Raw genomic sequence first — 23111 nt, 5'->3', positions numbered from 1 at the left:
AAGGATTAAACTAACCCTCGAGTATTATGGGTATATAGAGCTCAGTTGCTTAGTTTTGTTTTTTCTAGCATTATTGACTTTTATTCATATGCTTTATCGACGTAATGGCTAAACCTGACCAGCATCAAACACATTATACTCGTCAAGTTCATAGCTTGCTGAGCAAAATCTATGGACGGAGTCAACTCAAAGACTCTATGCTTGAACGAGCAATTCATTATTTTAATCATCAGTCTTTTATGGCAACGGATGAAACGGTAAGTGAAAACCACCTCGAGCTAGAAAAATTAGAACGTATTGACCGTCATAATCATTTACTCAATATTTGTCTTGAAATTATTGATTTAACTGAAGGTGACAGCTTTGAGGAAAGTAATCGTAAGTCAGCTCAACTCCTTGGTACTATTCAATTAATTAGCCCAACTGAAGGCAAGAAAGTTACCGATAACAACGAGTATTATAAGTCGTTATATAAAGCGATATTAAGCTTACGCTTATTAGATAAACTGTTGTTTGATGGTGAAATAACCGATTCTCATATAACTAAAACATTAGCTGAATTTCCTGAGCAACCCTATGCGCAGTTTGATCTTGATGCTCAACGTCGTGTAATCGAACAAATCAAAATACCCTTGTTGATGGCGGCGTTACTTCAAGATATCGGTATTTATCACAGTGATGCACAAGCTATACTCGTTGGTACAGATTTGACAGAAGACCCTCATAGAACATTGGTTGTAGATGAACGGAAAAAGCTATTAACCATCAATTATAAGCAAACATTGAAATATATTATTGATGGTTTAAGTGTCCCTGTTTATGTCGGGAACTCTAAAGAAGAGCGTGACCAGTTTGTCGTTGATGAAAAAGTAAAGTCGCAATTTTTACAACAATTAATTAAAAGTAGTTTCAAAGTAAAGCAAGGTATTGGTAATTTATTGAAAGTACCACAAATATACACCTCTATTATTCTTTCAACCAAAAGTAGCTACAACTATAAGGTGTTACCTAAGGTTTATCAGGTATTAAATAAAAATGCTGAGTTAGGGGCCTGCTCTCAGAAAGTTGTTGATGCGCTGTATCAAATAACAGGTATGTTCCCTCAAGGTTATGGTGTGATTTATATGCCACAAGAAGGAGGGTGTTATGAATATGCAATTGTAAATCGATTATACCCAGCTTTGCCTGAGCAACCGCTATGTCGTATAGCAACGAGGAAATTAGCTTTTATTAGTCATGGGCATAATATAGAGGTGGAGAAACAAAGTAATTTATACTTTCCACATATGGCTAAAAAAGTAGCTCGCTTAAGTAAAGAGCGCTTGAATGAAATTCTTGAGTTGTTATCTTCAAATTATCAGGAAAGACAAGAATTGGATTTACTACCGCGTTGTTGGCATGCAAATGAATTCTTTTCAGTTAAAATTAATCAAAAGCTTTGGAATAAAAAGGATTAGTAAGCAAATTTTATTGGAACTCGTCAAAATGGTATTTTATAGTTTTTGGCCAAACATCTGGATTCAATTTGGCTAAAATATTTATAATAGATAAAGGAAATTGTAACTACTCACCTATCGTCACTCCCGAGATGTTTTAATCGGGAGTCTAATGTTTAAAACAGGCAGATTCCTGCTTCAGCTTTGTAGTTCCAGACCAAAGCTAAGTACCCACGTCCTATCGGCAAAGACACAACCGGAATGACGTGCACGCTGGGTATGGTGAATAATTACAGGAAATTTACTATTAGTGAAGCGTTTATTAGGTAGCTAAGCAATGATCAGAAGGATATAAATGAAAAATTCTTTAGTGACAGCAAAAGTCAAACCAAAACTGTGGCATTGTTACAATAGCCGTTCATTACGAGTATTGTGGGCCTTAGAAGAGTTAGGGATAGATTACGATATAGAAACTATGGCGTTTCCGCCTCGCTATACCGTTGAAAAATATAAAGAGCTGAATAGCTTGGGCACAGTACCTTTCTTTGTTGATGGGGAAAATGGTGAAATACAGATGACTGAGTCGGTGGCAATTTGTCATTACCTAGGTGAAAAGTACCACAGTAAAAATAACCTGATACTGTCCGTAGTCGATAGTGGTTATGGTGATTATCTAAACTGGCTTTATCATAGTGATGCCACATTAACGTTTCCACAAACATTAGTATTGAGGTATCGTGCTTTTGCGGCTAAAGGGTGTACTCAGCAACAAACAGCCGATGATTATGATGCTTGGTTTGTTGCACGCTTAACACGCTTGAGCGAACATTTACTTCACCATGATTACTTATGTGCTGAGCGATTTACTATCGCTGATATCGCCATCGGATTTTCTTTGCACTTAGCTACCTTGTTACAGTTAGACAGGCACTTTAGCCCACAAATTTCAGCTTATTTGATGAGACTAAAAAACAGACCTAAATTTCAACGCGCTCAAGCTATCGGTAAAGAACTCGACCCTTTTTCATAAAAGAGCATTAAAAATACTGTTTCTACTTCATAAAAAATGCATGTTAAAAGTTTGTTTGCACTAGTGCATTAATATGTCTGTCTTTGTGAAATATCAACAGCCTTTAATCGAATAGAAAAAGCTAAAAAGTTGAGTTTTATCAAATTATCAAAAACAAATTAGTTTAAAATAACGTTATCAATATTTTATATCTTGACGTATTTAATTCTCAACATAAATGGATCGGACAATCAAAATGAAAAAATATATTCTAGTTATATCAGCATTATTACTTGTGTTAATGGGTTGCAGTAAATTAGTCGATGTGCAACTTGATGCGGAAGTGACGGTGTTTTTGAGCAATGGCGGCGAGAGAAAAATACAGTTAACGGCGAAAGATGCAGAATACATTATGTTGAAAGAGTGGCTCGAGCAACACAAAGCGGACTGGTTATCTACATCGGGTCTATATTCTGGTGGTGTTTACTTAACATCAGGTAGTTACGGTATTCAAGTGACCGATAGTAAAGTAGTGTTGTATACGAATATTACTGATAAACCAACGGCTATTTATGCTCAAGAAATAGAACGCAGTGCTCTTAAAGCGTTAAAGAACTTGGATAAATAAGAATCCTAGTTGAAGTTATTTCACTTTTGTTTATAAAGGAATTATCAATAATATTACAAAAACAACAAAGTTCATCCAAAGTGCTCTGAATAGCGTTATTCGAATGCATTTTAGGTTGTTGTCTATTCATAAACAATAACGTTGGATCATTGCTATCAACAACTTGTCTGTTTTATCTATTTCGCTATGGGCTAAAAATTCGTTTGGTTGGTGTGCTTGGTTGATTGAGCCCGGCCCTAATACAATTGTTTGACAGCCTAGCTGTTGAATATAGGGCGCTTCAGTAGCGTAATTTACCGCGCAACAGGTATGGCCACTAATTTCTTCGGCGATGCTAACAAAACATTCTTCATTATTTGTACTCTTCTCTTGTTCAAAGCTTGGTGAGCTAGGATGTAGTTCTTCAAAACTAATACGACCTGGATATTTCTCAGCCAAAGACTTCAATGATTCGCTTAACCAATGCAGTAGTTCGTCATCACTCATCCCCGGTAGTGATCGTAAATCAATGTCCAAGTCACAATGACCACAAATACGGTTGGCATTATCACCTCCTTTAATGGCACCAAAATTTAAGGTGGGTGCTGGCACATCAAAGGCTTCATTTTTATAGTTCAACCTGAACTTTTCTTGTAGATTGATGAGTTGGCCAATCACTTCATACATTATTTCAATGGCATTAACGCCTAAACTCGGTTTGCTAGAGTGACCAGACTGCCCTTGTACACTAATACGATGTGACATGTGCCCTTTGTGCATCATTACAGGGACTAAGTTAGTGGGTTCGCCAATAATTGCCACATCAGGTTTTGCCGCTTGGCTTTGAGCAAAAAACCGCGCTCCGGCCATGGTGGTTTCTTCATCGGCTGTTGCTAGGATGTATAATGGTTTTTTTAGTTGTTTTGCATCTAGTCCTTTACAGGCTTGTAAAATAAAGGCGAAAAAACCTTTCATATCACAAGTGCCTAAGCCATAAAATTTATCATCTTTATCGACTACACCCATAGGGTCGCTTTGCCAACGTCTTTCATCAAAAGGTACAGTGTCACTATGACCCGCAAGTAACAAACCACCTTCGCCACTGCCAAGTTTGGCAAGTAAATTATATTTATTGTCACTGGTTTTATGTGCGCCGGGAACCTTTTGAATATCAATGCTAAAGCCTAACTGCTCAAACCATGTTCCAAGCAATTGAATAACTTCTAAATTACCTTGATCCCAACTCGCTTGAGTAGAGCTAATAGAAGGGCAGGCAATCAACTGAGTTAATGATTGTTTGAAATTAGGTAGCTGCGACATAAAAACTATTCCGGTAAAAAAACTCAAATAAAAATTAAATAGTTATGCTAAATAGTTGCATAACTACCCATTAACTGGTAAGTTGCTCTCCCAGTGTAAATAACCTGCTTTCATAAGGCTACTTTTTTCATAAAGGTACAGTGTAATGCTAATTGTTCAAGAAATACGACGACGATAGAGAATTTTTTATTATCTCTTGAATGCTTTAGTTATAAGAGGTAGTTTTTCCCTGGTAAAAAGCATATCGTTATTGTTTATTTGAATATTAAGGTCTTTGGTTGTGTCAAAAGTTATGAAGGTCGCCGTTATCGGCGCAAGTGGTTATGCCGGTGCTGAATTAGTTGGTTTATTATGTCAGCACGATAAAGTTTCAATACAACATTTGATTGTGTCAGAAAACTCTTCTTCCTGTGGAAAACTTTTTAGCGAGTTACATGGTCGCTGGCAAGGGATATGTGATATACCCCTGCAGTCTTTTTCTAAGGAATGGTTTGAAGCTTCTGCCAAAGAGTTAGATGCTGTTTTTTTTGCTACTCCTCATGAATTTAGTGCCGATTGGGCGCATGCTTTTGTTGAGGCAGGTGTTAAGGTATTTGATCTTTCAGGTGGTTTTAGACTTAAAAACCCTCAAGATTACCCAACGTTTTATGGTTTTGAACATGCCAATGTAGAGGCGCTATCAAGTGCTATATATGGCTTAGCCGAGTGGCATCAAGACGATATTGCGGATACAAATTTGATTGCCGTTCCAGGTTGTTATCCAACCGCGAGTTTACTTTCCCTTAAACCGATTACCAGTAACAATTTTCATGTTGAAAATTCACTTATTGTGGTTAATGGTATTAGTGGTGTTAGCGGTGCAGGTAGAAGTGCCTCTTTAGCTACTAATTTTAATGAAGTTAGCTTAAAGCCTTATAATATTTTGCAACACAGGCACCAACCTGAAATATCTCAAGAAGCTAATGCGCAGGTGATATTTAATCCACATTTAGCACCTTATACAAGAGGCTTGTTGGCAACGGTAACATTACAATTAAAAACAGAAATTAACGCCAAACAAGTAGCACAAGCATTTGAACAAGCCTATGCTGACAAGCCATTGGTTAGGCTAGTAAAAGCTTGGCCGCAAATAGGCAATGTTGCTAATACTCCATTCGCTGATGTGCATTGGCAACTTGATGAAGAGAAACATGTGCTTGTGGTAAGTTGTGCTATTGATAACCTGCTAAAAGGTGCAGCATCACAGGCCTTACAATGTTTTAATATTTCTCTTGGTTTACCAAGCGAGTACAGCTTGATGGCCTCTAAATAGCAGTAACAAATAAAGAATAACGAAAAGATAAGAGATAGACATGAGTAACCCTAAACCCTTAGTTATAAAAATAGGCGGTGCCATCTTAGAAAAAGAAGATGCACTGAACAATTTATTATCCGTGATCACCAAGCTAAAGACTGATGCTAAAGTTGTCTTAGTGCATGGCGGCGGTTGCGTTGTTGATGACATGCTAGCGCAGGCAGGTTTTACTACCGTTAAAAAACATGGTTTGAGAGTAACCCCTAAAGAGCAAATAGGCTTAATTAGTGGTGCATTAGCGGGGACTGTGAACAAATCGATAGTTGCTACTGCTAATAGTATGAGTTTGCCTGCCGTGGGTTTATCGTTAACCGATGGGGATATGATTCAGTGCAGTTTATCACCACAAGATTTAGGACAAGTAGGTCTTCCTAGTGCAAAAAATAGTGTATTATTAGATGCCTTACTAAATAATCATTTTTTACCTGTTATTTCTTCTATTGGCGCGTTACCTAATGGTGATCTAGTTAATGTGAATGCTGATGATGCCGCAGTGGCAATTTGTCAGCTGTTAAACGCTCAATTATTGTTATTGACAGATGTTAACGGCGTAAAAGGGGCTGATGGTGAGTATTTGCCTAGTTTAAATAGTGAGCAAGCAAACAAGCTTATTGATGAAGGTGTTATTGCTGGTGGCATGACAGCTAAAGTAAATGCAGCCTTACATGCGGCGAATCAATTACGACGAAGTATCGCGGTTGCCAGCTGGCAATCGCCAGAGCAAATTATGCAATTACTTGATGGTCAGGGTGTAGGAACACAAATTCAGCCTGACTAGGATCTTATAGCCCCTCTAATAAATAACAGGAGGGCGTTAACGTAATAAGAATTTTTTAGAAGAAGATACTAATGTCGAACCAATTAAACCACTTTTTAGCTGATGATCAGTTAAATAAAAACCAATTGCTAGCCTTGATTGAGTTAGCCATAAAGATTAAAAGCAATCCTACCGATTATAATCAAGCTTTAGCTGGAAAGTCAGTGGCGATGATTTTTGAAAAACCGTCATTAAGAACTCATGTTAGCTTTGATATGGGTATCAATAAACTTGGTGGTCATGCCTTATATTTAGGGCAACAAAACGGCAAGTTGGGTGAACGTGAGCGTGTTAGCGATTATGCCAAAAATTTATCCTGCTTTGCCGATGCTATTGTTGCCCGAGTTTTTAGTCACGATTCAATTCAAGGCTTAGCCAAGCACGGTAGTGTTCCAGTAATTAATGCCTTGTGTGATGTGTATCACCCTTGTCAAGCATTGGCTGATTTTGTTACCTTAGCTGAGTTACTTCCGTCCTTAAATAAAAGTGAGTTAAGTAGCGTTAAATTGGCTTATGTCGGTGATGGTAATAATGTCTCTAATTCATTGATGATTATGGCAGCAACCTTAGGTGTTGATTTTACCTTACTTACGCCTACAGGTTATGAAGCACAATCAGATATTGTCGCGGTTGCACAAGCATTGGCAGATGAGTCGGGTGCCAAACTGACTATCACCACTGATGTTGAAGCTATTGGTGCACAAGATGTTATCTATACAGATACATGGATTTCAATGGGCGATGAAGACGCGAGTAATAAAGCGAAGATATTGGCGCATTTTGCTCCCTATCAAGTCAATCACCAATTGATGACTAAGGCGAACGCAAGTGTAGTTATGCATTGTCAGCCAGCACATTTGGAAGAAGAAATTACCACTGAACTGTTTGACAGTGAGATGGCGGTGGTATTTCAGCAAGCCGAAAATAGAATGTGGGCACAGAATGCCGTATTGGTATCGCTACTAAAATAACGAACCTATTTACTAAAAAATCATTTATTAAGAAATTATTTAAACAAATTTAGAGAACAAAATTATGAGTATTCAAAAGAAACAAATTAAGAAAGTAGTATTAGCATATTCAGGTGGTTTAGATACCTCAGCCATCATTCCATGGTTAAAAGAAAACTATGATAATTGTGAAGTAATCGCATTTTGTGCTGATGTTGGTCAAGGCGAAGAAGAGCTTGTTGGCATTAAAGAAAAAGCAATCGCTTCAGGCGCTTCTGAGTGTTATGTAGCCGATTTGAAAGAAGAATATGTTAAAGAATATATTTACCCAATTCTTAAAACGGGCGCGGTTTATGAAGGTCAATATTTATTGGGTACTTCAATGGCACGTCCCATAATTGCTAAAGCTCATATTGAAGTAGCTTTAAAAGTTGGTGCTGACGCAGTTTGTCACGGTTGTACCGGTAAAGGTAATGACCAAGTACGTTTCGAGGCTTGTTTTGCAGCCCTTGCTCCTGAGCTTACTGTTATTGCGCCATGGCGTGAGTGGGATATGGTATCTCGTGAAGACTTATTAGATTACTTAGCTGAACGTGAAATTCCATGTGCCGCTTCATTAACTAAAATTTATAGCCGTGATGCAAACGCATGGCACATTTCTCACGAAGGTGGAGAATTAGAAGACCCATGGTGTGAACCGTCTAAAGAAGTATGGACCATGACAGTTGATCCAATGGATGCACCTGATGTAGCTGAAAAAGTAGCGTTAAGCTTCCTTGACGGTGAATTAGTTTCTGTTGACGGTAAAGACTTCTCTGGTAATGGTACGGAAAATAGCCCTGGTGCTTATGAAGCACTAATGTACCTTAATGATAAGGCTGCAGCACATGGTGTTGGTCGTATCGATATTGTTGAAAACCGTTTAGTTGGTATGAAGTCTCGTGGTTGTTACGAAACTCCTGGCGGCACAGTATTAATGGCTGCGTATAAAGGGCTAGAAACACTTATTTTAGATAAAGAATCTTTAAAATACCGTGAATCGGTAGGCCATGAATTCTCTCACGTAATTTATGATGGCCGTTGGTTTACACCTTTAGCAAAAGCACAACTAGCTTCTGCTGCTTCTTTTGCTGAAAAGCTAACGGGTGATGTAGTCGTTAAACTTTACAAAGGTATGGCACAAGTTATTCAACGTCGTTCGCCAAACAGCTTATACTCAGAAGAGTTTGCTACTTTTGGTGCTGATGATGTTTACGACCAAAAACACGCTGAAGGTTTTATCCGTTTATTCAGTTTATCTAGCCGTATCACTGCACTTTCTCAGAAAGAGAAGTAATCATGGCTTTACTTGTGAGATGTGGCGGGCGCTATTGCGTGGCTAGCTTTCTTTACATTCTAAGTAGTATTTTCGAAAAAAATTGGAGTAAATAACTATGGCTTTATGGGGCGGACGCTTTAAAGGGCAACCTAGTTTACAGTTTAAAAAATTCAATGATTCACTGCCTGTAGATTACCGCATGGCAGTACAAGATATTGTTGGCTCTATCGCGTGGGCAGGTGCTATTCATTCTGTCGGGATAATTAACGAAACTGAGTTAACTGAACTTACCGCAGCACTTAATGAATTAAAAGCTTCTGTTGAAGAAAATCCACAGCAGATTTTAGGCTCAGATGCCGAAGATATTCATAGTTGGGTTGAAATTGCGCTTATTGAAAAAACAGGTGATTTAGGTAAAAAACTCCATACTGGCCGCAGCCGTAATGATCAAGTGGCTACAGATTTAAAGCTTTGGTGTAAAGAAACCGGCGGCGAATTATTGTTTGCCTTAGTTAATTTACAACAAGCCATGATGAACTTGGCTGAGCGTGAAAAAGACACGGTATTGCCAGGGTACACCCATTTACAACGCGCCCAACCAGTAACGTTTGGTCATTGGTGTTTAGCCTATGTTGAAATGTTTAACCGTGATATTGGTCGTTTAAAAGACGCGCTTTATCGCTTAGACGTTTCGCCATTAGGCTCAGGCGCTTTAGCAGGTACAGCCTACCCAATTGATCGTAATAAATTAGCGCATAACCTAGGCTTTAGAACGGCAACGTTAAATAGTTTAGATGCGGTATCCGACAGAGATCATGTTATTGAATTACTTGCGTCAGCCAGTATTTCAATGATGCATTTATCACGTTTTGCAGAAGATTTGATTTTTTACAATTCGGGTGAAGCAGGCTTTGTTGAAATGAGTGACTTAGTTAGCTCTGGTTCATCATTAATGCCGCAAAAGAAAAACCCTGATGCTTGTGAATTAATTCGCGGTAAAGCAGGTCGTGTTTTTGGTTCGTTAACGGGTATGTTAACTACTATGAAGGCATTGGCACTTGCGTATAACAAAGACATGCAAGAAGATAAAGAAGGTCTTTTTGATGCTCTTGATACGTGGCAAGAATGTATGGAAATGGCGGTTTTAGTTGCTGATGGTTTAAAAGTAAATCGTTCACGCACATTAGCGGCAGCGCAGCAAGGTTATGCTAACGCTACCGAGTTAGCTGATTACCTAGTGAGTAAAGATATTCCATTTCGTGAAGCACATCACATTGTTGGGGAAGTGGTACTTGCCGCCATTGACAAAGGTGTTCCGTTAGAAGATTTAACCCTTACTCAGCTGCAAGAATACAGTAAAAAAATTGGCCAAGATGTTTATCAACACTTATCAATAGAGTCGACGTTAGATAAGCGTGAAGCACTGGGTGGTACATCACGTGGTCAGGTTGAACAAGCGTTAGCAAATATTCAGTCGGGCGATGGTGAAATTCTTAATGAAAATGTTGTTGGCGCTCCAGGTAAGCAACAAATCAAAGGCGCATTAAAGCAAGTAAAACAACGTTTGAATGCACAAAAAGCGGCAGCGATGTCGGTACGTAGAGCAAGAATGTCAGACGTTGACAGTATATTTTCTTTAACTACGTTTTGGGCTGAAAAAGGCGAAATATTACCACGTACACGTGACAATATTATTCATGACATTCAAAACTTTGTGGTTGCTGAAATTGAAGGGAAAGTGGTCGGTTCTGCTTCGCTATATATCTATCAAACCGGGCTTGCTGAAATCCGCTCGGTCGTCATTGACGAAAATGCTCAAAAACAAGGTCAGGGTGAAGCACTGGTTCAATATTTACTTGAATTTGCTCATCAGATGGAACTAGAGCAAATTATTGTATTGACTTATATTCCGCAATATTTTGCTCAATTAGGCTTTAATTTAATTGATAAAAGCTCACTTGCTGAAAATATTATTGAAGACAGTGAGCCAAGTCCTCATAAAGACCCTGCAGATGAAGTGGCAATGGAATATATTGTTGGCCGTTCTGATAGTGCAAAGTAAAAGACGTTAGGGAAATAAAAGATCATCATGGATAATAATAAAAATAATGTAAAGTGGTTTAGAAGTGCTGCGCCTTACATCAATGCGCATCGTGGTAAAACGGTGGTATTAATGTTTGGCGGAGAAGCTGTTTCACATGCAAATTTTGCCAATATTATTCATGATATCTCTTTGTTGCGCAGTTTGGGCGTTAAGTTAGTGATAGTGCATGGCGCACGGCCACAAATTGAAGAACGCATGGTACAACGAAATATTACGCAAGTAATTGAAAAAAATATTCGTATTACCGACGCTGATACACTAGTAGCGGTAAAAGATGCCACAGGCTCTTTACGTTTACATATTGAAGCCTTATTAAGTACAGGGTTAGTCAACTCACCTATGCACGGTTCACAAATTCGTGTGAGTACCGGTAACTTTGTGATTGCCAAGCCTATAGGCGTTCGTGATGGTATCGATTACAAATATACCGGAAGTGTTCGAAGAATTGATTCTGACGGCATTAACATGCAGCTAAATTATGGCTCGATTGTTTTATTATCACCCATCGGTTATTCGCCCACAGGTGAAGTATTTAATCTGGCGTTAGAAGATGTTGCTGCACAAACAGCCATTGCTTTAAAAGCGGATAAATTGATCACCTTAACCGAAGATGAAGGCTTATTGGCTAAAACGGGCGAATTGATCAGAAGTTGTAGTGTTCGTACCGTTAAAACATTATTGGATGAGAAAGATTGTCATGTGCGTCAGTTATTGCTTCGCGCAATAATTCAATGTGGTGAAAATGGTGTTGAACGTTGTCATTGTGTGAGTTATCAAAGTGATTCTGCATTATTACAAGAGCTTTTTACCCGTGATGGTGCTGGCACTTTGATTGCTAAAGATCATAAAGAACAAGTAGCAATAGCAACGATTGACGATGTTGGCGGTATTTTGGAATTATTAGCACCGCTTGAAGAAGAAGGGGTTTTAGTCAAACGCTCACGTGAATTACTTGAAGTAGAAATTGATAAGTTCACCGTGATCAAAAAAGAAGACGTTATTATTGCTTGTGCCGCTTTATATCCCTATTCGGATGCGAAAATGGGCGAGGTAGCCTGTGTCGCTATACACCCAGATTACCGCAAAGGTGATCGCGGAGCACGTTTGATGACAGCGCTTGAAAATGCTGCAAAGCAACAACAACTTGCCGCTATATTTGTGTTAACAACGGTAAGTGGCCATTGGTTTCTTGAGCAGGGCTTTATTGAACAACCGATGAGCAAGCTGCCTGAAGGTAAAAAAAAGCTGTATAACTTTCAGCGAAAATCAAAAGTTTTAATTAAAGATATTTAATTTAGTCTAATACCAGTTTCATTAATTAGGTGATCTGTTTTAACCTGTAGAAATGATCACATAGTTAGTGAGATTGGTATAACAACTAACGAGAAGCCATAACATTTATGTTATTTAGTGAACAGGATCAAATTTTTTATCGGTAGTCTAACCGAAATATGAAACGGCTATAAAATGGCGTAAGATAGAAAATAAAGCTATATTGTACACAGTAATTTTATTTGATTTTCTAGATAAAAATATGCGAAATGAACAATTATCTCTAACAGTATTCTATGATGGTGCTTGTCCTAGGTGTATAAAAGATCGGCGTCTTTACGAACGCCTTGCTGGCTCACTGGGCAAGCAAGTCAAGTGGTTGGATATTACAGGTCAAGATGAGTATTTAAAAAATTTAGGCATTGATCCCCTTAAGGCTCTTTCGGAGCTTCACCTCCAACTTTCAAATGGCCAGATTTTATCTGAATTAGATGCATATATCGTTTTAATGGAACGGGTATGGCTGCTAAAATTAATAGCTTGGTTAATATCCCTGCCTATCATTCGTCCTTACTTATCAAAATTGTATCACCAAAGAGTACAAAAGAGATTGAAAGCAACTGGACGATTATGATCTGATCTGATTTGATATTAGATTTAGCATTTTATTTGTCGCATTATTGATAACAGCAAAATATAACGTGGCACTATAAAGTGTATATATCAGCGCCTGCACGCTTATGAATTTCACCTCGGGACAGTAAGCCATCAACGGCAGTTTGTACTTGCGCAATATTGTGAGAATACTTCTCATTGGCAAGCCATTGATTACATATTCGCGATGCTGACGCTGATGCATCAGGGTGTACGGAAAAGTAATTGATAATACCCATTTGAATTTCACTGTGAAGGTCTGCAATTTTCATGATCATTCGTCCTCATGTTATATACCCAAGACACTTCAAAGTGCGAGTTTCAGGATACCTGAGCGAATCATGATCAAGGCGCATCTTTTTATTAATGGTTGTTCCATTAAAAATAGATGTAACGATGAGCATATTTTGCTCAGTCATCCTGAATCCTGCATTTTGAAGTAACTTGGGTATAGCGTTCATAAATAAGCTTAGCTTAATTTGCAGTATTTTTCCTTCACTACCCTAACGGGAGTATTTAAGTTCGGGGTTCTCATGAATTGGCTTGTGCTGAGCTGCATGCAGGGTGGTGTGAGCTAGAGGCTAGATAGCTTCGGTTACCCGATTAATTGACTATGCCCAACCACCATTCTCTTCAATCAATGCCTTGCCTAAAGACGTTTCTAATTCCAGCTGAATCCTGCATTTTGGCGTAACACGGGTATAAGTCTTCAGGATTATAGTTTGGGCCACAATAACCTTGTTTACATGCTAAACATTGCCAGTAATCTTCACCATTCAAGGCTACAATTAAAATAGTTCTTCTTCATTGTTAACACCCTCCATACTTTGAAATATATCAGCACTATTATCAGTGCTTATGTATTCGGTAGGTACGGTACCTAATTCAAAGTATTCAAATAAACTACTCTTATTGGTTTTAGTGGTTAACTTACCCGTTGCTTTATCAATGCGCACAGAAACGATTTCAGCAGGTGGTTCAAAAGACTCGAAGGGGATATCAGTTAACGCAATTTTCATAAAACTTATCCATGCAGGTTGGGCTGATTTAGCACCAAACTCTTTACCGGTAATTTGATTTCTACCTAGATTATTGTTGTATACGGATTTACCTAAGTTACGACTAGGGTCATCAAATCCTATCCATGAGGTGGTCACTAAGCGACGTGTAAAACCAGAAAACCAAGCATCTTTGGCTTCATTAGTGGTACCTGTCTTTCCGCCAATATCACGACGTTCTAATGTTCTAGCGCGCCATCCTGTACCTTGCCAACCATTCTCTACAGACCAATCAGCTCCCCAAATAGCACTATTAAGTGCTTGGGTAATCAAAAATGCATTTTGTGCTGATATCGCTCTAGGCGCCGAAACTAATGGTGCACTAATGGGATTTTTATCTTCCAAACTACTTGTTGAGTATTCATCATCATAGGGATTCATTTCTTCCAAATATTGATCATATTCAGTCGATGCAATACAGGGATCACAAGCCAATTCAGGATTAGCTTGATAGATAACTTCCCCTTCAGCATTTTCAATACGCTCAATTAAGTAAGGCTCGATTATAAAACCGCCATTGGCAAACGTTGCAAAACCAGTAACAAGCTCCAACGGCGTTAATGAAGCTGAGCCCAAGGCTAACGATTCATTACGCGGTAATTCGTCGGGCGAAAAACCAAAAGATGAAAGGTGATCTACTGTTTTTCCTATGCCAATACTTTTTAATAATCTAACCGCAACTACATTTTTTGATTGCGCTAAGGCTAAGCGCATTCTAAGTGGTCCAACATATGTTTCTGGCGAATTTTTTGGTCGCCATACAACACCACTACTTTTATCCCATTGATTAATAGGTGCATCATTTATTAATGAGGCGAGAGTAAAGCCATTTTCTAATGCTGCAGAGTAAATAAAAGGTTTAATATTTGACCCCACTTGACGTTTGGCTTGGGTTACACGGTTAAATTGGCTTTGCTTGAAACTAAAACCACCAACGGCAGCTTTAATTGCTCCATTATCTGGTGATAGGGAAATAATGGCAGCACTGGCTATAGGAAGTTGGCTTAACCTGTATTCACCTGTCGATGTCTTATTGACTAATATAACATCACCATAACGGAATATTTCACTCGCTACCTTGGGAACCTGGCCTTGCTTTTGGTCATTTATATAAGGACGCGCCCAAGCCATGCCAGCCCAGGGTATTATCGCTTCTTTATTATCTCGGAAGGTGATATTAACTGATTTTTCATTTACTTGTGTAACGACAGCAGGTGCTAACATTTGATAATGAGTAACATTGTTAAGTGCAGTTTCAATTTCATCAGCTGTTAGGGGTAAATGATTGGTTATTGATTGTGCTTTGTCGTTTGTTTGTGAGGTGGTAATGTCAGTTAACTCTTCAGTCGGGCGAAGAGAGGCAACAGCACCACGGTAGCCATGACGTTGATCATAGCGTAATAAATTTGAAGTGACAGCAGTGTGTGCGGCTTGTTGTAATTTATTAGTGACGGTAGTAAATACTTTATAACCACCAGCATAAGCTTGTTCTTTTCCGTAGCGGAGGAGCATTTCTTTATGAGCCATTTCAGCAATATAAGGTGCGTCTAATTCTATGTTTGCTCCATGGCGCTTGCCAGTAATTGGAGCTATTTTTGCCTGTTGGTATTCTTGATCTGTGATATAGCCGCTAACTAGCATCCGCTGTAATACTGTTGTTCTTCGTAACTTGGCTTTTTCAATCGAGCGGATAGGGTTGTAGGTTGAAGGGGCTTTTGGTAGGCCTGCCAACACCGCTATTTGCGCTAAATTAAGTTGTTCAATCTCTTTGCCATAATAGACTTGTGCCGCGGCACCGAAACCAAAAGATCTATGTCCTAAGGGAATCTTATTAACATAAAGCGTCAAAATTTCATTTTTAGTTAATAAGCTTTCAATATGAAAAGATAAAAAAATCTCTCTCACTTTTCTAATATAGGTTTGTTCGCGAGTTAAAAAGAAGTTTCTAGCAACTTGCATCGTGATGGTACTAGCACCGCCTCGACTATTTCCTGTTATTTGACCAAAAATAGCGCGTGCCATACCGATAGGGTCAACTCCAAAATGAAAATAAAAACGATCATCTTCGGTGGCTAATAAGGCATTGATTAATTGCTGAGGAATCTCATCAAAGGTTAATGGCTTTCGTTTTTTCTCACCAAATTGAGAAATTAACGCCCCGTCAATACTGTAGATTTGCATGGGCGTTTGCCATTGAACATCCTTTAACGAATTAATATCGGGCAATTCATCGCGCAAAGTTAAATATAAAACAAATGTGCCCAAAAAAGTAATAAATACTAAGATAACAGTAAGCTTGAGCCAATTTTTGACAGAAAACACTACATTCCCTCTAATTGTGGATAAAAATATCAGATAAGACTAGTATATCTTGTAAAACCATGTAATAAATGTATTTATATGAAAACATTTCTAAAATAATTACAACAATTTGATTTAGTGAGCTGTTATGCTAGATAAACTATGGAAAAAGAAGACCGCTATGATGGTAGGGATCGATATAGGATCTCATGCCGTCAAAGCGGTTTTACTCAGTAAGAGTAATGAAGGTTTTATTATAGAAGACTTTGCAATTGAGCCCATGATACGTGGTGCAGTTGTTGACCGTGAGATTCATGATATTGAAGCGGTTGGTAATGTTATCGCTAAGATTCGCCAAAAAATATCGATGAAGGCAAAAGAAGCTGCTGCTGCTGTATCGGGGCAAACTGTAATCACTAAAATTATTTATATGGATGTTGCTCTTAGTGAAGATGAATTAGCTAGCCAGATTGAAATAGAAGCAGATAGTTTAATTCCCTATCCTTTAGACGAAGTAAGCTTAGATTTTGAATCGTTAGATGTTAATGAGTCAGATCCGAGTAAAGTTAATGTCTTACTTAGTGCTGCACGAGCAGAATCTATTGAAGCAAGGATTGCTGCCTTGGAGTCAGGTGATTTTCATGCGAAAGTTATTGATGTTGAATCTTATGCGGTGAGCAGATCACATGATTTATGTTTATCCCAACTACCTGAAGATGCGGTAAATAAAACAGTAGCAATTGTAGATATTGGTGCCACCATGACACTTTTTTCTGCAACCAAAGCAGGAAAGCATCTCTATAGCCGAGATCAAATATTTGGTGGTGAGCAATACACTCGTTCAATTGTTTCATATTATAACAAATCATTTGAAGATGCTGAAGAAGCAAAAATTACTCAAGATTTACCTCCTAATTATACTTTTGAAGTGTTAGCTCCTTTTCATACCATTTTAATGCAACAAATACGTCGAGCGATTCAAATGTTTTTGACTTCAAGTGGTGCCGATAAAGTAGATTATATACTCGTCTCTGGCGGAACGGCTTCAATTGAAGGCTTAGAGAAATTACTTACCGATGAATTGGGTATTCATACAGTTATTGCTAACCCGTTCAACAATATGGAAATAGGCAAGTCAATAAATGCAGATGAGTTAGCTAAAATAGCACCACAATTTATGTTAGCAACAGGGTTAGCTTTAAGGAGTTTTACGCCATGGCATATATAAATCTGCTCCCTTGGCGCGAAGAAGCACTTAAGGCGAAGCAAAAAGAATTTTTTATCATTTTAGCTGCTGCAGGACTGTGTGCCTTTGCATTAGTTTTATCAGTTAATTTGTTTTTTCAAGCACGTATAGATGGACAACTGGCCCGTAATGCATTTTTGAAAAATGAAATTCAACTATTAGATATACAGATAGCAGAAATAAAAACCTTAAATGATAAGAAAGCAGCATTACAAAAACGCATAGATGTTGTAGAGCAATTGCAGCGCAGTCGTAATGTTGGGACGCAAGTCCTTGATGAAATCGCCACGATAATTCCTAATGGAATTTATATTACTCAAATTGATAAAAATGGCAATACCATTCAAATTACGGGAAAAAGTGTGTCAAACAATCATTTAGCTAATATGATCAGAGCGATTGAATTATCAGATTTATTTACTGACGCTACGCCAGAATCAATTACCTCGGATGAAGACTCTCCTAAACTTCTGAGTAGTTTTAAGATGCGAGTGAAGATTAAAGGGCTGTTGAATGATTCAAATACTAAACTTGCTAATACAGCAAATGGAGGTGGTAAGTGAGACATGTCCAATGTAAAACCTCTTTGCTAAGAACAGCTTTAATGCTTAATGGAGGTGTCTTTTGAAGTTTGACGCATCACAATTTGAAAATTTAGAACTTGAAAATATTGGTCAATGGCCAGCAGCAGCGAAATTGGTTCTGATTGTTTTTTTATCAATTGTTGTTATCGGTTTAGGGTATGTTGGTTTAATTAGTGACAAAATTAAAAAACTTGATCAGGTTATTGCGGAAGAAGTCACGTTAAAGCAGTCTTTTAAAAGTAAATACAAAGTTGCGGCAAATTTAGACTTGTTTAGAGCACAGATGTTAGAAGCAGAAGATATGTTTGCGAACCAATTAAGAAGTTTACCTAACAGCCATGAAACGCCAGGTTTATTAGATGATATTACTTTTATTGGCACTATCAGTGGCTTAGACTTTGTTAAGTTAGAATGGCAACCTGAAATAAGCAAAGAGATATACATAGAGTTACCTATTGATATCGAAGTAAATGGCTCTTATCACTCTTTTGGTAGCTTTGTCAGTAAAATAGCAGGATTACCTCGCATTGTTACTTTACATGATTTTAAAATAGATATTATGCCGACAAGTAAAGATACATTAAACTTGAAACTTGAAGCTAAAACTTACCGCTACCAAGAGGCTAAAACACAATGAAGAAATTAGCTTTAATTACTTTAGTATTCGTTAGTGGTTGTTTTGATGATACTAATGATCTTAGTGCTCATCTTCAACAGGTTAAAGCAACAACAACTAGTCAAATTGATCCTATGCCAGAAGTACACCCATTTAACCATTATGATTACTCGGCATTTGATTTAAGAAGTCCATTTTCTTTACCAAAACCAGAGGTAATTCAACAAAAAATTCAACAAATGTCAGGGTGTTTAAGTCCAGATCCCCGCCGTCGCAAGCAACCATTAGAAAAGTTTGCACTTAGTGATATAACAATGCGTGGCACCATGGGAGATGATGGTATACTTTGGGCTTTGGTAGAGGCTTCAGATTTCACCCTACATAGGGTTGCTATAGGTAGTTACATGGGTTTATTTAATGGTCATATAACAGAAGTGAATGCTAAAAGCGTAAAATTAGTTGAACTAACACCTGATGGTGCAGGTTGTTGGGTAGAACGTGCAACAGTGATTAAAATTGCTCTATCAGAATCCGAAGGGTAAAGGGAAATAATAATGCTAGTTAATAACATGAAAAATTATAAAATTTTTACTAGAGTGACTAAAATGAGACAAACTTGGTTAGTTTTTTTAACTATACTTACACTTGTTACAACCTCTTTCAATCTCAGTGCAGAGGAAGCAAGTGATAGTAAGTTATTAGGTCTTTCTTATAATACAATTCAAGACGATGAGATTGAATTAGTCTTTGAATTCTCAACAGAGATTCTTTCCCTACCTGCAGTCAAAACCTCTATGGACGCTGCTTATGTTGAGGTTAGTTTTGCGGCAAATATGTATGATGATAAGGTTAAAGAGACGCTGATTAATCATGCGGGTATTACTAATGTCGTTATAGATAATAGCTCTGGTAAGGTTGTTGCCTTGATCAATTTAGATAAGTTATCTGTGTTTGATGTCGCTTTAAAGGGCAAAAAGTTCTCTATTACCTTTAATTATGGTGAGTCAGCTGAAATCGTTGAAGCATTAAGCCCAGTAGGTGAGCAATTTATTAACCATGTAGAGTCACTTGATTTTCGTTTAGGTGAAAATAACTCTGCTGAAATATTAGTCTATTTAAAAGACAATATGGTTGCTGTTGATGTGAATGATAAATTAGGAAAAGTTAATGTTGAATTTCATAATACAAAAATAATTGAAGATTTACTCTATAAGCTTGATGTAACTGATTTTGGTACAATTGTTTCAGGTATTGAAACATTTAAAGAAGGGCGTAACGCTCGCTTAGTGATTGATGTTGATACGCACTTTACTTTTTCACATCGTCAAACCGATAATTTATTTATATTAACAGTTAAAGAAAAAGAAAAGAAAGTACCTGGTTATTTAGGCGATAGCGAAGACTTTACTGGTCGTGCAATATCATTAAACTTCCAAGATATTCCTGTGCGTACCGTGTTGCAAATTATTGCTGATTATAATGAATTTAACTTAATTACTAGTGACACCGTTACAGGAAATATCACTTTACGCTTAGATGGCGTTCCTTGGGATCAAGCACTCGATATTATTTTGAAAGTGAAAGGTCTTGATAAACGTATGCAAGGCAATATTTTAATGGTCGCGCCAAGCGATGAACTCGCTGCTCGAGAAGCCAAGAATTTACAAGCACAACAGCAAGTCGAAGAGTTAGCGACATTGTATTCTGAATATGTACAAATAAATTATGCTAAAGCCAGTGAACTCTCTGACTTAATAAAAAATGAAGGTACGAGTATCCTATCACCTCGTGGCAGTGTCTCAGTAGATGAACGCACAAACACTTTATTAATTCGCGATACAGCGAAAATTATTGAAGATATTAAACGGATGGTTAATATTTTAGATATTCCTGTACGTCAAGTAATCATCGAAGCTCGCATGGTAACCGTTAAGGATAATATAAATGAAGAGTTAGGAATTCGCTGGGGAGTTACAGATACTGATGGCCAATATGCAACCTCGGGCTCTTTAGAGGGTGCAGGCTCGGCTAATACTGGCCTTGTTCCTGCGCTAGTAGATCGATTGAATGTTAATTTGCCTGTAGTAAGTCCTGCTGGGGCTTTGGCATTCCAAGTAGCTCGATTAGCTGATGGAACCATTTTAGATCTTGAGTTGAGTGCCATGGAAAAAGAAAACAAGGGTGAAATTATTGCTAGCCCTCGTATAACCACGGCAAATCAGAAAGAAGCTTACATTGAACAAGGTGTTGAAATTCCTTATCAAGAAGCCGCATCAAGTGGAGCAACCGCAACACAATTTAAAAAAGCAGTGCTTAGTTTAACGGTAACGCCACATATTACTCCTGATAACAAAATTATCTTGGATTTAGTGGTAACTCAAGATACCGTTTCAGATGTCCAAAGTGGACAAGCTCCTGCAATTGATACCCAACGTATAGGTACTCAAGTACTAGTCAATAACGGTGAAACTATTGTACTAGGCGGTATTTATCAACAAGCAATTATAAGTACAGTATCTAAGGTTCCTGTATTAGGTGATATTCCGTATTTTGGTTGGTTATTTAGAAATACTAATCAGTTCAATGAGAAAAAAGAATTACTAATTTTTGTAACTCCACGCATAGTCACCGAGCACTTTTAGCACAGATTAGTTATTTAATTGTCGTTAAGTAAGATTTTTATCTTACTTAACGACAATGTTGCTTGCAATCTTACCCCAACAATTGCGATAATTACGCCCTTGAAATTCCGAGGGAGACCTCTATAACGTCAAAAGGCAGTTAGGCAACTACTGTTAATTCCCTTTTGATATGATCTGAAACAAACGAGTATTAAGTAAATCTAATGGCAGAAAAACGTAATATCTTCCTGATTGGGCCTATGGGCGCAGGAAAAAGTACTATAGGTAGAGAGCTTGCTGACAGACTACATCTTGAATTTTTTGATTCAGATCAAGAAATTGAACGTCGTACTGGGGCAGACATTGCTTGGGTTTTCGATCTTGAAGGCGAAGAAGGTTTTCGCAAGAGAGAAGAAGAGGTTATTGAAGACTTGAGTGAAAAACAAGGTATTGTTTTAGCAACAGGCGGTGGCTCTGTCATTAGCGATCAAGTTCGTAACCGCTTATCAGCACGTGGTATTGTGGTATATCTTGAAACCACAATAGATAAACAAGTAGCTCGTACTCAAAGAGATCGCCGACGCCCGTTATTACAAACATCAGAAAAACCCCGCACTGTATTAGAAAATCTAGCAGTTGAACGCAATCCTTTTTATGAAGAGATTGCAGATGTGATCATTAAAACAGATGATCAAAGTGCTAAAGTTGTGGCGCATAAAATTATTGAGCGCTTAGACTTTTAATTTCATTTATAGTCCAGACAGTGGTAGATACAAAACATGCCAACACTTCAGCTTGATTTAGGCACCCGAAGTTATCCAATTTATATAGATTCAGGTCTGTTTAATAATTCAGATCTGTTTTCCTCTCATATTCGAAATAAGCGCATTTGTATTGTCACTAATACTATTGTAGCGCCTCTTTATCTTGCTAATATCAAAGAAAAATTAACTAACTTTGATGTTGATGAAATTATTTTACCTGATGGAGAAGCTGAGAAAAACTTAGCTAATTTTGAACGTATTATGTCGCATCTTTTAGCGAATGAGCATGGTCGTGATACAACGTTAATAGCTTTGGGTGGAGGAGTTATTGGTGATATCACTGGTTTTGCTGCTGCCAGTTATCAACGTGGAATAGACTTTGTTCAAGTCCCTACAACTCTCCTATCACAAGTAGACTCTTCTGTCGGCGGTAAAACAGCAGTAAACCATCCGCTTGGTAAAAATATGATTGGCGCTTTTTATCAACCTAAAGCGGTCATTATTGATATTGACAGTCTATCTACTTTACCTGAGCGAGAATTTAATGCAGGTATGGCTGAAGTCATTAAGTATGGTATTTTAGGTGACTATGACTTTTTTGTTTGGTTAGAGCATAATATTGCCTTAATTAAAGCTGGCGATAAAGATACTCTTTCCCAAATGATTGAGAAATGTTGCCAATGTAAAGCTGATATTGTTGCTAGTGATGAAAAAGAAGCGGGTGTGAGAGCCCTACTTAATTTAGGTCATACCTTTGGTCATGCAATTGAGGCAGAACAAGGATATGGTAATTGGCTTCATGGCGAAGCCGTTGCTACTGGCATGGTACTTGCTGCTAAATTAGCAGTAGCAATGAATTTGCTGGAAGTGTCAGAACTTTGTCGAATAGAATCACTTATTAAAGTATTTGATTTACCTTTGTTAGCCCCAAAAACGATGGGGTTTGATAATTTTGTTCGCCATATGCGCCGTGATAAAAAGAACATCGGTGGAAAATTGCGTTTTATTGTCCCTACCGCTATCGGACAATCAGAAATTCGTGACGATGTGACAGTGGAAATACTTCAGCAAATTCTATAA

Annotated in this window: 20 protein-coding genes; 17 read left to right on the top strand and 3 right to left on the bottom strand. The window is 37.9% G+C overall.

Annotated elements, in window-relative coordinates:
• Positions 1-104 precede the first annotated feature (104 nt).
• The 3 genes from DWA31_RS13880 (at position 105) to DWA31_RS13870 (ending at position 3073) form a co-directional block, all read left to right on the top strand.
• Complete coding sequence (locus tag DWA31_RS13880; RefSeq protein ID WP_114327174.1) at positions 105-1457, top strand: hypothetical protein; 1353 nt, start codon at positions 105-107, stop codon at positions 1455-1457.
• 334 nt (positions 1458-1791) lie between these two features.
• Positions 1792-2466 (top strand): glutathione S-transferase family protein, encoded by a 675-nt coding sequence (locus tag DWA31_RS13875; RefSeq protein ID WP_114327173.1) that lies wholly within the window; start codon positions 1792-1794, stop codon positions 2464-2466.
• A 235-nt stretch (positions 2467-2701) separates the two neighbouring features.
• Positions 2702-3073 (top strand): hypothetical protein, encoded by a 372-nt coding sequence (locus DWA31_RS13870; protein WP_114327172.1) that lies wholly within the window; start codon positions 2702-2704, stop codon positions 3071-3073.
• Positions 3074-3199: 126 nt separating this feature from the next.
• Here the strand turns inward: DWA31_RS13870 and argE are convergent, their stop codons facing one another.
• Positions 3200-4372 carry an acetylornithine deacetylase gene (gene argE / locus DWA31_RS13865; RefSeq protein ID WP_114327171.1) on the bottom strand — a complete coding sequence of 391 codons (1173 nt, stop codon included), beginning with the start codon at positions 4370-4372 and terminating at the stop codon, positions 3200-3202.
• 280 nt (positions 4373-4652) lie between these two features.
• Here argE and argC point away from each other — a divergent pair, with 280 nt between their 5' ends.
• The 7 genes from argC to DWA31_RS13830 all read left to right on the top strand — a co-directional run bounded on the left by argC (position 4653) and on the right by DWA31_RS13830 (position 12821).
• The gene (gene argC / locus DWA31_RS13860; RefSeq protein ID WP_245942627.1) at positions 4653-5684 is read left to right on the top strand and encodes an N-acetyl-gamma-glutamyl-phosphate reductase; all 1032 of its coding nucleotides are present in this window, start codon (positions 4653-4655) and stop codon (positions 5682-5684) included.
• A gap of 40 nt (positions 5685-5724) precedes the next feature.
• Complete coding sequence (gene argB, locus DWA31_RS13855; protein WP_114327170.1) at positions 5725-6504, top strand: acetylglutamate kinase; 780 nt, start codon at positions 5725-5727, stop codon at positions 6502-6504.
• A 71-nt stretch (positions 6505-6575) separates the two neighbouring features.
• Complete coding sequence (locus DWA31_RS13850; protein ID WP_114327169.1) at positions 6576-7514, top strand: ornithine carbamoyltransferase; 939 nt, start codon at positions 6576-6578, stop codon at positions 7512-7514.
• A gap of 64 nt (positions 7515-7578) precedes the next feature.
• Positions 7579-8829, top strand: a complete 1251-nt coding sequence (locus DWA31_RS13845; RefSeq protein WP_114327168.1) for an argininosuccinate synthase — start codon at positions 7579-7581, stop codon at positions 8827-8829.
• 97 nt (positions 8830-8926) lie between these two features.
• A complete protein-coding gene (gene argH / locus DWA31_RS13840) occupies positions 8927-10873 on the top strand; it encodes an argininosuccinate lyase (protein ID WP_114327167.1) in 1947 nt (648 codons plus the stop codon).
• A gap of 27 nt (positions 10874-10900) precedes the next feature.
• The gene (argA, locus tag DWA31_RS13835) at positions 10901-12208 is read left to right on the top strand and encodes an amino-acid N-acetyltransferase (protein WP_210725603.1); all 1308 of its coding nucleotides are present in this window, start codon (positions 10901-10903) and stop codon (positions 12206-12208) included.
• A 202-nt stretch (positions 12209-12410) separates the two neighbouring features.
• Complete coding sequence (locus tag DWA31_RS13830) at positions 12411-12821, top strand: thiol-disulfide oxidoreductase DCC family protein (RefSeq protein ID WP_245942626.1); 411 nt, start codon at positions 12411-12413, stop codon at positions 12819-12821.
• A gap of 73 nt (positions 12822-12894) precedes the next feature.
• Here DWA31_RS13830 and DWA31_RS13825 read toward each other — a convergent pair whose 3' ends face one another.
• On the bottom strand, positions 12895-13113 hold the full coding sequence (locus tag DWA31_RS13825) for a hypothetical protein (protein ID WP_114327164.1): 219 nt from the start codon (positions 13111-13113) through the stop codon (positions 12895-12897).
• Positions 13114-13629: 516 nt separating this feature from the next.
• Complete coding sequence (locus tag DWA31_RS13820; RefSeq protein ID WP_114327163.1) at positions 13630-16221, bottom strand: penicillin-binding protein 1A; 2592 nt, start codon at positions 16219-16221, stop codon at positions 13630-13632.
• 127 nt (positions 16222-16348) lie between these two features.
• Here DWA31_RS13820 and DWA31_RS13815 point away from each other — a divergent pair, with 127 nt between their 5' ends.
• The 7 genes from DWA31_RS13815 (at position 16349) to aroB (ending at position 23111) form a co-directional block, all read left to right on the top strand.
• A complete protein-coding gene (locus tag DWA31_RS13815; RefSeq protein ID WP_114327162.1) occupies positions 16349-17428 on the top strand; it encodes a pilus assembly protein PilM in 1080 nt (359 codons plus the stop codon).
• Positions 17416-18009, top strand: a complete 594-nt coding sequence (locus DWA31_RS13810) for a PilN domain-containing protein (protein ID WP_114327161.1) — start codon at positions 17416-17418, stop codon at positions 18007-18009. The genes DWA31_RS13815 and DWA31_RS13810 overlap by 13 nt, the downstream gene beginning before the upstream one ends.
• A gap of 61 nt (positions 18010-18070) precedes the next feature.
• Positions 18071-18667 carry a type IV pilus inner membrane component PilO gene (locus tag DWA31_RS13805; protein ID WP_114327160.1) on the top strand — a complete coding sequence of 199 codons (597 nt, stop codon included), beginning with the start codon at positions 18071-18073 and terminating at the stop codon, positions 18665-18667.
• The gene (locus DWA31_RS13800; protein WP_114327159.1) at positions 18664-19188 is read left to right on the top strand and encodes a pilus assembly protein PilP; all 525 of its coding nucleotides are present in this window, start codon (positions 18664-18666) and stop codon (positions 19186-19188) included. Before DWA31_RS13805 ends, DWA31_RS13800 begins: the two co-directional genes overlap by 4 nt.
• A gap of 12 nt (positions 19189-19200) precedes the next feature.
• Positions 19201-21288 (top strand): type IV pilus secretin PilQ, encoded by a 2088-nt coding sequence (locus tag DWA31_RS13795; RefSeq protein ID WP_114327158.1) that lies wholly within the window; start codon positions 19201-19203, stop codon positions 21286-21288.
• Positions 21289-21491: 203 nt separating this feature from the next.
• A complete protein-coding gene (aroK, locus tag DWA31_RS13790; protein ID WP_114327157.1) occupies positions 21492-22010 on the top strand; it encodes a shikimate kinase AroK in 519 nt (172 codons plus the stop codon).
• A gap of 36 nt (positions 22011-22046) precedes the next feature.
• Entirely contained in the window at positions 22047-23111 is a 1065-nt protein-coding gene (gene aroB, locus DWA31_RS13785) for a 3-dehydroquinate synthase (RefSeq protein ID WP_114327156.1), read from the top strand.

The organism is Candidatus Colwellia aromaticivorans, from assembly GCF_003333305.1.
Classification (GTDB): Bacteria; Pseudomonadota; Gammaproteobacteria; order Enterobacterales; family Alteromonadaceae; genus Colwellia; species Colwellia aromaticivorans.
Note: the sequence above shows the minus strand (reverse complement) of the source record. Positions and strands in the feature narration are given on the sequence as shown.